This is a genomic window from Acinetobacter sp. DL27, assembly GCF_055810995.1.
This window is the reverse complement of record NZ_CM147947.1, coordinates 2,208,250-2,220,998: the sequence shown is the minus strand read 5'-3', so window position 1 is coordinate 2,220,998 and position 12,749 is coordinate 2,208,250. Positions and strand designations below refer to the sequence as shown.

General features: G+C 41.9%; 11 protein-coding genes. 4 read left to right on the top strand and 7 right to left on the bottom strand.

Features of this window, described 5'->3' with window-relative positions:
• Positions 1-38: 38 nt before the first annotated feature.
• Positions 39-1,421 carry an adenosylhomocysteinase gene (gene ahcY, locus AC0KVP_RS10780; protein WP_473336588.1) on the bottom strand — a complete coding sequence of 461 codons (1,383 nt, stop codon included), beginning with the start codon at positions 1,419-1,421 and terminating at the stop codon, positions 39-41.
• Positions 1,422-1,642: 221 nt separating this feature from the next.
• Here ahcY and AC0KVP_RS10775 point away from each other — a divergent pair, with 221 nt between their 5' ends.
• Positions 1,643-2,176, top strand: coding sequence for a cysteine peptidase family C39 domain-containing protein (locus tag AC0KVP_RS10775; protein WP_473336586.1), 534 nt, complete (start codon positions 1,643-1,645; stop codon positions 2,174-2,176).
• A 20-nt stretch (positions 2,177-2,196) separates the two neighbouring features.
• A complete protein-coding gene (locus AC0KVP_RS10770; protein WP_473336584.1) occupies positions 2,197-3,147 on the top strand; it encodes a DUF4424 family protein in 951 nt (316 codons plus the stop codon).
• Positions 3,148-3,415: 268 nt separating this feature from the next.
• On the opposite strand, the gene AC0KVP_RS10765 is transcribed toward AC0KVP_RS10770, so the two are convergent.
• The 4 genes from AC0KVP_RS10765 to AC0KVP_RS10750 all read right to left on the bottom strand — a co-directional run bounded on the left by AC0KVP_RS10765 (position 3,416) and on the right by AC0KVP_RS10750 (position 6,434).
• A complete protein-coding gene (locus AC0KVP_RS10765) occupies positions 3,416-3,934 on the bottom strand; it encodes a tetratricopeptide repeat protein (protein ID WP_473336583.1) in 519 nt (172 codons plus the stop codon).
• A gap of 79 nt (positions 3,935-4,013) precedes the next feature.
• A complete protein-coding gene (locus tag AC0KVP_RS10760) occupies positions 4,014-4,352 on the bottom strand; it encodes a DUF3325 domain-containing protein (RefSeq protein WP_473336581.1) in 339 nt (112 codons plus the stop codon).
• Entirely contained in the window at positions 4,349-6,076 is a 1,728-nt protein-coding gene (locus tag AC0KVP_RS10755) for a PepSY-associated TM helix domain-containing protein (protein ID WP_473336579.1), read from the bottom strand. Before AC0KVP_RS10755 ends, AC0KVP_RS10760 begins: the two co-directional genes overlap by 4 nt.
• A gap of 7 nt (positions 6,077-6,083) precedes the next feature.
• On the bottom strand, positions 6,084-6,434 hold the full coding sequence (locus AC0KVP_RS10750; RefSeq protein ID WP_473336577.1) for a hypothetical protein: 351 nt from the start codon (positions 6,432-6,434) through the stop codon (positions 6,084-6,086).
• Positions 6,435-6,708: 274 nt separating this feature from the next.
• Between AC0KVP_RS10750 and AC0KVP_RS10745 the strand changes: the two genes are divergently transcribed.
• On the top strand, positions 6,709-6,969 hold the full coding sequence (locus AC0KVP_RS10745) for a hypothetical protein (protein WP_058869316.1): 261 nt from the start codon (positions 6,709-6,711) through the stop codon (positions 6,967-6,969).
• Positions 6,970-7,096: 127 nt separating this feature from the next.
• On the opposite strand, the gene AC0KVP_RS10740 is transcribed toward AC0KVP_RS10745, so the two are convergent.
• Entirely contained in the window at positions 7,097-9,541 is a 2,445-nt protein-coding gene (locus tag AC0KVP_RS10740) for an acyl-CoA dehydrogenase (RefSeq protein ID WP_473336574.1), read from the bottom strand.
• A gap of 290 nt (positions 9,542-9,831) precedes the next feature.
• Positions 9,832-10,845, bottom strand: coding sequence for a lipoyl synthase (gene lipA, locus AC0KVP_RS10735; RefSeq protein ID WP_004693928.1), 1,014 nt, complete (start codon positions 10,843-10,845; stop codon positions 9,832-9,834).
• Positions 10,846-11,053: 208 nt separating this feature from the next.
• On the opposite strand from lipA, the gene sthA reads away from it, so the two are divergent.
• Positions 11,054-12,469 carry a Si-specific NAD(P)(+) transhydrogenase gene (gene sthA / locus AC0KVP_RS10730; protein ID WP_004693926.1) on the top strand — a complete coding sequence of 472 codons (1,416 nt, stop codon included), beginning with the start codon at positions 11,054-11,056 and terminating at the stop codon, positions 12,467-12,469.
• Positions 12,470-12,749: the final 280 nt, after the last annotated feature.

Sequence of the window (12,749 nt, the reverse complement as noted above, 5' to 3'; positions counted from 1 at the left end):
CCACTGGGAGAAGGCTAGGATGAGGGGAAATATAAAACTTAGTATTTATAAGCATCCGACTTGAATGGGCCTTCAACTTGAACACCCAAGTAATCTGCTTGTACTTGAGTCAAAGTTGTTAACACACCGCCAAAACCAGCAACCATTGCTGCCGCAACTTCTTCATCTAATTTCTTAGGAAGTAATTCTACACGAATCGACGCTTGTTTTTGATCTTCAGCAAGATCCGCAAACTTTTCAGCGAATAAGTGCATTTGACCTAAGACTTGGTTGGCAAAAGAACCATCCATGACACGTGATGGGTGACCTGTTGCATTACCCAAGTTCACCAGACGACCTTCAGAAAGTAGGATTAAATAATCGCTGTCATTTTCAGAACGATACACTTGGTGTACTTGTGGCTTCACTTCAACCCACTTGTAACCACGTAAGTAGTTGGTGTCGATTTCAGTATCAAAGTGACCAATGTTACACACCACTGCACCAGCTTTTAATGTATCTAACATTGCAGCGTCACATACGTGGTAGTTACCCGTTGTAGTTACGATCAAGTCAGTGTTTTGAAGAAGGTCAAGGTTGATGTCTTCTTTTTTACCTGTTTGAACGCCGTTTTTGTACGGAGCAACAACTTCGTAACCGTCCATACATGCTTGCATTGCACAGATTGGGTCAACCTCAGTTACACGTACAATCATGCCTTCTTGACGAAGAGATTGAGCAGAACCTTTACCTACGTCACCGTAACCGATTACAAGTGCACGACGTCCAGATAAAAGCATATCTGTACCACGTTTAATCGCATCATTTAGTGAATGGCGGCAACCGTATTTGTTGTCGTTTTTAGATTTAGTTACTGAATCGTTGACGTTGATAGCTGGAACTTTAAGAGAACCGTCTTTCCACATTTCAAGTAGACGTTGAACACCTGTGGTAGTTTCTTCAGTAATACCGTGAATTTTAGCCAATACCGCAGGATATTTTTCATGAACAAGAGCAGTTAAGTCACCGCCATCATCCAAAATCATGTTGGCATCCCAAGGCGTACCATTCACATTGATTTGTTGCTCTAAACACCATACATATTCTTCTTCAGTTTCGCCTTTCCAAGCAAATACTGGAACACCAGAAGCAGCAATTGCAGCAGCAGCGTGGTCTTGAGTAGAGAAGATGTTACAAGAGGTCCAGCGAACTTCTGCGCCTAATTCAACTAGGGTTTCAATGAGAACCGCAGTTTGAATGGTCATGTGGATACAACCAAGGATTTTTGCGCCAGCAAGAGGTTTTGCAGCAGCATAGCGCTTACGTAGGCCCATAAGTGCTGGCATTTCTGCTTCAGCAAGTTTGATTTCTTTACGGCCGTAATCAGCGAGTGAAATATCAGCAACTTTGTAATCTGTAAATGAAGCAGTAACCGCGTTCATCACGATCTCCTAATATAAAAAATTGATCATTCAGTTCGCGGATGCCGTTGTTGATTCAAAAGGGATTTGAACCGGATCGTCGAGCCTAGCGATTTCACATTTATGTACCTGTGAAAAAGTCGCAGCATCCCTCGACTAGCGAAGTATTGTACTTGGAAATTGATTCAGTTCCAACGATGTTTTGTTTATTATCAACACAATCATCTTTTTTGAATTGTGTTATGGCTTTGAATATCCCTGAATCCTTAATGAACCTTGAAGCTAATGGCGGTATTTATGCGGTATGGATGCTACTCCAGCATTTATATATCGATGCGGATATTGAACAGTTGATAGAAGTCTGTGGTTACGATGCAGAAAGCGGAACGACAACTATTGGCTTGGCAGTCGGATTAAAGAAGTTTGGCTTTGATGTTCAATTTTATACTGATGAAGACCCAGAGCTTCAAGCACAAGAAAAATTGAGTTATGCCGAAGCTGAACAGTTAAAGTTACCTATTTCGTCTGCGATGAATTATCAGCACATTCTGCAGGCATTTGAACAAAATAAATTTGTCATTGTGTATTACGATACTTTAGACGGCGTCGGAAACCACTCACTGGTTTATTCTATAGATGAGCAGGAAATCTGTTTCTTTGACAGTTTTGATGCGATGCCTGCATCTGTATTTGAACAGCAACGTCAAGTCGAGGGCATCTGCCGACAAGTGATCGTGCTTGATCATTCAAGCGCTCGCGTGGAAACAGAACAATAAACATGAAAAGAAGATGTTAAATGAAAAAAATCCTTGGACTATGCGTGTTCATCTCTATGCAGATCAGTGCGAATGACAGCACGGGTTTTGTGGCAACAGGCGGTGTGCAATATCTGAAAAATCCAAAAATCAGTATGCAAAGTGAAGATTTGTTTATCAGTAAAAACATCATTCGGGTGAATTACCAATTTAAAAATCTTACCGCTCAAGATATTACGGAAACTGTTTTATTTCCCTTGCCACGTGTGGGCAGTTCGCGTGAAAGCGATTTTGCGCATACCGAACAATTGATTCAAAGCTTTAAAGTACAAGCCAATGCACAAAAGATTCAGCCAGAAACGCATGTGCGTGCATTTTTACCCGCTTTAACGACAGGTGGTGACTTCAATTCCAATGGTGACGTCGTCGATGTGACTGCAGGTTTGAAAAAATGTGGTTTTTCAGATCGAGATTTGATGTATCCGTGGTTATTGCAACAAGACTCTACGCTTAATCAGCGTTTGTATCGTTGTCAGGACAAAACCGTACAGCAGCTTTTAAAGCCCTATCAGGCGGACGATGAAATTTATTGGGAATCGCAAATCATTTATAGTTGGCAGCAGAAGTTTAAGGCCAATGCGTTGACCCATGTACAACATGAATACATGCCATTGGTCGGTGGTTCGGTCTCTTTATATCCTGAAGAGGATGAAAAGACCTATTGTATGGATCAAAACTTCAAAGCAGGTTTGAAAAAGGCCAAGTCACAATATGCACCTTATCAAGCTTTGGGCTATATCTTAAAAACGGGTGCAAATTGGGCGAAACCTATTCAAAGTTTTAAACTGACCATTGAGCGTGACCCGAATGAGTTGGTTTCATTTTGTTGGAAGGGTCAGGTGAAAAAGATCAGTTCGACACAATTTCAAATGACAGAAAAGACTTTTGTGCCGAAGCAGGATTTAGATATTATTTTTGTGCGTAAGTTTTAAGTCTAATGTTTTTGGTTCTTGTGTTTCCTCAAAAGAACCAAAAACAATTGTCATCCACAAAATCTGTTCACTTTCTGAATGTAGAGCGCCTTTTGTTGCAAAAAACAATTCACTTTAAAGACGACTACTTCGTCTTACGCTGCAAATAAAAGCATTGCTTTTATTCTTGTTTAGGTTGCGGATGACCTTATGGCGTATCGAATGAAATTTAAAAAATACCAGTCAGTTTATTAACTAACTGGCATGACATCAAAGGATGGACTTTTGTTTATTCTTGTTCTGCGGCATCTGCTTTGTCGTGCCAGTATTTGGCTTTTTCTTCATCCGCATCGATACCTAATGCATTTTCATAAATGAACGCCAAATCACGCATGGCTTGAGCTTCACCCAGTTCCGCTGCTTGTTGTACCAGTTCAATCGATTTAGCGACATCTTTTTCAACTACATCGCCACGACGGTAAAAACCAGCCAACTCTAATATTGCAGTAGGGTGTTTCAGTTCAGCGGCTTGTTTTAACCAGTGATGTGCATGTCCAAAGTAGGTTTCAGCTTCGCTCGGATCTTCTTCGCGAAGTTCTTTGGCATAAAAAGCATAACCTTCACCCAGCCAATACATGGCTTCCACATGACCCAATGCTGCTGCTTTGAGCGCCCATTCTTCTGCAAGCGTAATGTCATCTTCATTTTCACTTTGCATATACAGTTCAGCAAGTTCAAATTGAGCATCACTATTACCCGTTGTTGCAAGGTTGACTAATTCAGCAGGAATTTTAGGAGATTGAGGCATATAAATAACCAAAGATTTAAACTGTGGATAGCCTAATGCTTTCAAGTGAAAAAGCCAATCCGAAGATTGGCTTTTAGGTTCAGATCAGGTGCAAAGTTAGGCTGAATATAAATAAGAGTAAAACTGAAACAGCGATATTCTTAATTTTTTGCTCAAAATAACTCAAGCAAAGGCCAACAAACAGTGCTGCGAAGCTAATCACGCCGACCCAATAACTGATTTCGGTGCTCCAATGTCCTTGTGTTAAGCAAATGAGCAAAGAAACAATTAACAGTAACCAACCCACGGTGGTTGCTAAGCGTGTTTGCTGAAGCGTCAGTTCTTTAGCAAAGATTTGCTTTTGGTGCTTAGACATACTGCTGGCAAGTGAAAAAAAACCTAAGGTCGCTAAAGTCCAAATGATCAGAAACCAAATCATGCTTCGGCCTCCTGAACAGGTACTTTCACTTTTTTGTTCGGCAAACCTTGATGTTTTTTAACTTTGTCATAAGCGAAATAGAAAATCACTGCCATTACCCACATGGCTAAATCAACCGATGCAATCATCCATTGACCCTGCGCAATGCTGTTCCACAAAGCCTGACCGCCTGTCATCAAGTTGACCACTGGCAGCAGGGCGAAAGCGAGTGTTGCCAATAAAAGTAAGTCTAACCATGCTTGGCGGTGGGTACGGAAAATGGCATAAATTAGCGTGAGTAACCATACGGTAAAGAAGCTACGAATTTCCCAGTTTAGGCGCATTTCTACATCCGCTGGAATGAAACGGTTGGCATAAAAATATGCCGCGCAGGCCAAAGGCAAACCAATAATGGCTGCAATATTCAGGACTTCAACCAGTCGGAAACCAAACGATTTATAGCCTTGTTTCTGCTGTTGGGGTGCACGTTTTACACACCAAAGGATCAGACCTGTAGCCACCATGAGCGTACCTAAAATACCTGAGCAGAATAATAACCAACGCAGTGCTAAGTCGAGGCCACGCGCTTCGTGTAAGACAGTGACCACGTTATAGATGCCACTTGGAATCGATGGATTTTTGATTCGTATATTTTTATCCGTTTCATCTTGACCCGTGACGCCATTATAGTTGAGGGTTGCATACACATTGCGATGCGCGACACTTTCAGCACGTAAAGCACGCAACTCAATTTTGGCTTGGCCTGTATTGGGCGAAATAATGTTAATCGAAGCAATTGGATTGTCTTTCCACTGTTGTTGTACCGCTGCCATAATTGGCGCTAAGTCTGTCAGTGGTGCAGGGCGGAGTTCGGGTTTTGGACGTTCCTCACCACGATCTTGAGCATGTTCAGCGCGTTGCTGTCCCCGTTCTCCACGAGCTGCTCTTTCGCCTTCGCGTTGACTTCGACCTTCGCGCTGCACATCTTCAGCTTTTTGGGGCTGCTCAATCATGCTGGCCTGTTGGTCACGTAAAAACTGTTGTCGATTTTCATACGCTTGGTTAATCCCCCAAGGCATGAACATAAACATGAGTAGCAGTAAGCCACTAAAGGTAATCATTAGATGAAAAGGCAGTGCAAAAACAGCGGTTGCGTTGTGTGCATCTAGCCATGAGCGCTGACCTTTGCCTGAGCGAAAGGTAAAGAAATCTTTAAAGATTTTTTTATGGGTAATGATGCCGCTGACAATTGCGACCAACATGAACATGGTGGCAATCCCGACCAACCAACGCGTCCACAGGCGGGGTAAACCGTACAATTCAAAATGGAAACGATATAGGAAGCCACCACCGCGCGTATCCCGTGGTTCAATCACTTCACCAGTCGCACTGTCTAAGGTGATGCGTGTTCCACCACGACGTGCTTTTGGATCTTCGCCAACGGCACGAATAGTCACTTCAGTTGTGGTTTGGCGTGAGTTGGGCAGTTGAATATTCCAGCTGCCTGCATCTGGGTGGTTTTTCTGTAAATAGTTGAGCGCGATCTGCATCTGTTGCACTTGAGACTGCGCAGGGATAGATTGATGTGTTTCGGGTTTCATCCAAGTAGAAATTTCATTTTGGAAAAAACTCAGGGTTCCAGTCACAAAAATTGCATACAGCAGCCACCCTAAAATGAGGCTGGCCCATGTATGCAACCATGACATGGATTGGCGCGGTCCTTCCGCTTTTTGATCAACACGCATTGAAAAACTATCCTAAAAATTTGAGTAGGGCATACAGTGCAATACATGGCACAGCAATGCCGAGCGTTGCTTTTAAGGTTTTTTGAACCATAAAGACCCAAATAAAGGCAGCACAGTTAAGACTAAATGCAATGAGGGTGGCGTTCATGGCCGCATTCACAGGATTTGCAATAAAGACTTTAGCAATGGTTAACGCAGAGAGAGCAGCAAGGAGATACCCTCCAAGCAAGGCAAGTGCAAATCGATATAACACCATCAGACGGTAGCTAACAGGTGTGTCGACTTTCTTCTTTTTGGCAGGCTTCGGACGGACTTTTTCCGAATGAACCAAGGCATCAATTTGAGTGGTGCTATTCATGGAAGAGAGTTGGTGTATTAGTAAACAATATTGCAAATGATAACAATTATTATTTAAATAAAACAGATGGTAACTTTATTTATTTTTTCTGTAACGGTAAGTGAGTTTGGTGAATAGAAAAATTTGGATTGTAGTGGATGAGTTTTTAAATCGACTTGATTCTTATCTTTATTTATTTTTAAGAATAACTACACAGTGTTACCAAATCACATTACACGCTGCTGTGTTCTACGTTAGTTTCATAGTTAAAACTGGTGCTAACTTGGAGGAAAAGATGGCTGCTTTTATTAATGCCGAACAGGCAAAAATTATGTCAAACCAAGCGTATTTAGATATTGAGATCTACAAATTACGTTTAGCCTCACTAATTGAGGAGAGTGCGAAACAGGGAAATACTGCGGTATTTACAGTTCTGCCAAAACATTTACCCCTAGAAGATATTCGTCATTTTTCAGCAGAACTTACCCAACTGGGATATCAAGTTCGTTTGGAAGTGGAAGAGTTCTATTATCGTTTAAACGTGTATTGGATTTAAAACTTCGCTTTGTTGTCTTGGTTTATATTGTGTGGATAAAATAAAAGCCCGTGAACGGACTTTTATCTTTTAGGAGTTTTGAAAACCGATGAGAGGGTTATGGTTGAATCTCGGAAGTCTTTGTATGCTAGGGATTCTTTAAATCTAGTGTCTGTTCAAGCTCATGATCGAAAATATCGGTGAGCATACTATCGAAGCGTTGAGCATTGTAATTAAGCAACTGATCCGCTTCCTCAGGGCTGATGAATCCTGTTTCAAGTGCATGTTGAATATGCGATTCAAAATCTAAGCCTTCAAATTGTCCTTTAGACTCCGCTTTTTTAAACTTCGTCCACAGCGGATCAATCTTTAATGCGGCTTGGAATGCATTTTCCATACGCCCAAAGACGTCATTAGGATCGGTATTGTAAAAAACATGCTGTTTCAGTTGTTCACGGAAAGGATTATTTTCCATGATCGAAAGTCCTAATTGCGTTTTTAGCTGATCACTTGGTTGCTGGGCAACACGACCAAAAGGGAAACAGATGAACTTGACTACACAAGCTGCCGCTCGCATAGGAAAGTTTGCGAATAGTCCATCGAATGCACCCTGAATTTGGACAAATGCTTTTTCTAAAGCCAGTTGAGCATGTTGTTGTTCAGCCTCACTACGTTGTCCTTTTTCATAAAACTTCAAAATAGCGGTCGCGATAAATAGATGGGCATGAATGTCAGCCAAACGCCCTGAAAGCATTTCTTTACGCTTAATATCACCTGCAAGTAAGCCTAAACATAGGTCTGCGGTTAAAGCGAAGTTTGCACTGAAACGGTTAATGGTTTTGTAAAAAGGACGTGAGAAAGCATCTGTCTGTGCGGAAGCATCTGAACGTCCACCGAATATGCCATAGCTGAATGAACGGGCTGTTCGGTTAAAGGTATAAGCCAAATGTTTAAAAAGTAGCGTGTCGAAAGGCGCTAAAGCTGCCTTTGTATCTTCTGCTTGAAGGAGTTGAAGTTCTTCATATAAATAAGGATGACAGCGTATTGAGCCTTGACCAAAAATCATCAAAGAACGGCTTAAAATATTGGCCCCTTCAACGGTAATTGAAATGGGGATGGCTTGATAATTCAATGCTAAAAAATTGCGCGGCCCCATTTGTACTGCCCGTCCGCCAACGACATCCATCCCATGATTGACAATTTTACGCATGGTTTCGGTGGCATAGTATTTGGCCATAGCTGTCATAACAGCAGGTTTTCCACCTTCATTTAAACCACAAGTCACCATATAGCGAAAAGCTTCTAACATATACGCACCGCTGGCAATATCACTGGTGGCTTCTTGCACGCCTTCAAAATGTCCTACAGAAATTTTAAATTGTTGGCGAACTTTGGCAAAAGCACCGACGCTTAAATAGGCCATTTCAGCTGAAGCAGTAGAGAGTGCTGGCAAAGAAATTCCACGACCTACAGCTAAGCATTCCATCAGCATGCGCCAACCTTTACCTGCATTTTCCACCCCACCAATAATCCAGTCGAGTGGGATAAAAACATCTTGTCCATCGACCGTGCCATTCATAAAGGGTGAACCAGGATTATGTCGTGCACCGACTTGGACACCGTCATGACTGGCAGGTAATAAGGCACAGGTGATGCCGTATTCAGTTTTGCTTGCATCGCCTAATAGTCCATCAGGGTCATAGAGTTTAAAAGCGAGACCAATCACAGTCGCAATAGGCGCCAGTGTAATCCAGCGTTTTGAAAAATTCATACGTAAACCGAGTACTTCTTGGCCTTCAAACACACCATAGCAGACCACGCCTGTGTCCGGTATTGCACCCGCATCTGAACCAGCCTCGGGACTGGTTAAACCAAAGCAGGGGATTTCTTCACCTTTGGCTAGTCCTGGTAGGTAGCGTTGTTTTTGTTCCTCAGTTCCATAATGTAAAAGCAACTCACCTGGGCCTAGAGAGTTGGGCACCATACAACTGACTGCAGTGGTCAGTGAACGTGAAGAAATTTTACTCATGATGCGGCTTTGGGCAAAAGAGCTAAATGCACGACCGCCGTATTCTTTGGGAATAATTAAACCTAAAAAGCCTTGTTCTTTGATGTATTGCCATGCTTCAACAGGAAGATCTTTTAAGTGATGATGAATTTCCCATTCATTCAGTAAACCACAAAGGTGTTCAACTTCATGATCTAAGAAGGATTGCTCTTCAGCAGACAATGTTGGATAGACATAACCATCAAATTTTTTCCAGTCAGGTGCACCCATAAATAATTCTTTTTCCCACCAACTGGTGCCTGCATCCAATGCTTCACGTTCGGTACTGCTCATACTCGGCATGGCTTTGGCTAACGCTTTATAGGCAGGTTGCGTGATTAAGGACTTGCGTAATGGATCAATAACCACAATCAGGCTGAGAAGAATTAAGGGTAGACCTAGAAGTAATGACCATGGGCTGATAAAAATAGCAGCGAAGAGGGATGCAAAAATAATCATTGCAGCGCCAAGCAAGTGACTGAGTTCAAAATAAAAAATAGCCCAGAGGATACAGATTAAAAACAGAATGGCGAAAATGAAACCCATTGAAACCTCCCGTTGTTTACACCGTGAGGTCAGTCATACGTTTTATAGAATTCCACGGAAAATAAGGTAAAACGTAGACTAAAAAGGTGTAATAAAATGAATTTGATGTGATGTGTAGTATCACGATTATTTTAGACTTTGAATTAGATTAGGACGTTTATTGAACAATGACTGTGTTAGAAATGTATGAATACGTAATTGAAAAATATAAAGAACGAAGGTCGTAATAAAAAAAGCCCTCATATGAGGGCTTTTAATTTTTGCGTTTAACTGTTTAACACCACAGCAAATTAAGCTTCAATCGTTTGAACAGCAATCTTTTTCGCAGGATCTGCTTTGCGACGTACTGCTGGTACAGGTTCGCCATAGTATTGACGGTCAGCGAAGTAGCTTGAACGAACCATCGGCGCTGCCCAAATATTTCTAAAGCCCAGCTTTTGACCATGCGCAGTGTAGCGTTCAAATTCTTCTGGTGTAACGAAGCGGTCAATCGGCGCATGCTCTTTTGAAGGCTGTAAATACTGACCAATTGTTACATAGTCAACGCCGTGTGCATGCAAATCATCTAAAAGTGAAATGACTTCTTCTTCAGTTTCACCAATACCGACCATCAAACCACATTTGGTTGGAACGTCAGGGCAATATTCTTTAAACATTTTTAACAGATTTAAAGAGTGTTGGTAGTCTGAACCTGGACGCATCGCTTTGTATAAACGCGGCACAGTTTCAATGTTGTGGTTAAACACATCAGGTGGACACTCAGTCATAATGCGAAGCGCAATGTCCATACGACCACGGAAGTCAGGTACCAAAATCTCAAGTAAAGTATTCGGGCTTAATGCACGTGCTTCTTTAATACAATCAACAAAGTGCTGTGCACCACCGTCAAGTAAGTCATCACGGTCTACAGAGGTGATTACGGCATATTTTAAACCTAAGTTTGAAATCGTTTCAGCCATGTGACGTGGTTCGTCTGCGTCAAGTGCATTAGGACGGCCATGTGCCACGTCGCAGAAAGGACAACGACGTGTACAAATGTCACCCATAATCATAAAGGTTGCAGTACCCCCACCAAAACATTCAGGTAGGTTTGGACATGCAGCTTCTTCACAAACGGTATGTAGTTTTTGTTCACGTAGGGTTGATTTAATGCGTTGCACTTCTTCGGGTGCTGCCATTTTCACGCGAATCCAATCCGGCTTGCGTGGCGTTTCAACCGTAGGAATAACTTTTACAGGTATACGCGCGACCTTTTCTGCGCCACGAAGTTTGATACCCTGCTCAGGTTTACGGTTTTCAGACATATTCAACTATTCCACTGTTTTTGACGGGGGAGATGCTAAAAATAGCAGTATTAGTATAGCGGAAATGCGAATTGATAGGGCGGAAATACTATTCATTTACTAAATGTGGTTATCACTTAATATATGTAAGCTAAATACAGCAAATTGCCTGCAATTACGTCATAATATGCCCAAGATAAGTAATAAGTTTTTGAAGAAGGAGCGTTGAATGCCACGTAAAAAAGAGGTCGTTGGTGGAACTTTCGTTAAGTACGATGCGGTCGTTCTAGGTTCAGGCCCTGCGGGTGAAGGCGCGGCAATGAAACTTGCCAAATCTGGAAAGCGTGTTGCGATTGTGGATGTGCGTGAGCAGCTCGGTGGTAACTGTACCCACGTGGGGACCATTCCAAGTAAAGCTTTACGTCAAACGGTATCGAGTATTATCCGTTATCGCCGTGACCCAATGTTTAAAAAAATGGGCGACTGGCGTCAGTTTACAATGAAGCAAGTGCTTCAAAATGCACATAAAGTGATTCAACAACAGGTTGATACACACTCACGTTTTTATGACCGCAATAAAATTGATATTTACCATGGTCGTGCCTATGTTCAAGACCAAAATACGGTTTTAGTATTTAGCCCTGAAGGCATCAAAGAAACGATCATGTGCAAACAAATCGTGATCGCAACGGGTAGCCGTCCATACCGTCCTGCGGCGCTTGATTTTAATCATCCGCGTGTATTCGATTCGGACAAAATTTTAGACCTTGATTATTCGATCCAAAAAATCATCATTTATGGTGCGGGTGTGATTGGCTGTGAATACGCGTCTATTTTTATTGGACTAGATCATAAAGTTGACTTGATTAATACACAGCATAAATTGTTGAGTTATCTAGACGATGAAATTTCTGATGCTTTGTCTTATCACTTACGTCAACAAGGTGTTTTGATTCGCCATAATGAGCAGATTGATCATCTTGAAACGTATGATGATCACGTGGTGCTACATTTACAAAGCGGTAAGAAAATTAAAGCAGATGCTATTTTGTGGTGTAACGGTCGTTCTGGAAATACGGATGGCTTAGGTCTAGAAAATGTTGGTATTACGCCAAACAGCCGTGGTCAAATTACAGTCAATGATCAATACCAAACCGAAGTGGAAAATATTTACGCTGCGGGTGATGTGATTGGTTGGCCTTCACTGGCTTCTGCTGCATATGACCAAGGTCGTTGCGCAGGTGCAAACATGAGCGGTGAAGTGGGGGTAGAGCCTGTGGTCGATATTCCGACAGGAATTTATACCATTCCAGAAATTTCTTCGATTGGTAAAACTGAACAAGAGTTAACCGAAGAAAAAATTCCGTATGAAGTGGGTCAGGCTTCTTTCCGTCATTTGGCGCGTGCGCAAATTACGGGTGACACTGTGGGTGAATTGAAAATTTTATTCCACCGTGAAACTTTGGAAGTGCTGGGTGTACATTGCTTCGGTAATAACGCCTCGGAAATTATTCATATTGGTCAAGCGGTGATGAATAGTCCAAACAATACCATCAATTATTTCGTAGAAACGACGTTTAACTATCCAACGATGGCTGAAGCATATCGTGTAGCGACTTTAAATGGTATGAACCGTTTGTTCTAATTTTTATAGTATTTTCAGAGACCTGTAAGTTTAGACTTGCAGGTTTTTTTATATCTAAAATTGCTATTTTTTATTGTATGTATGTCTCAATGTCTAAAACTTTTCACCAATTTGTGCTGTGGTAGGTGAGTGCGACGAGTAAGGGGGAGGGAGCAATTTTGCTTATGAGATACAAGTAATTTTGTGGGTGTCATGTTTCTTAGCGTAGAACATGGAAAGAATGATCCAGTGATACGGCGTAGCAGATATTTTTAGACATAAAAAAACCAACAACGTTGGC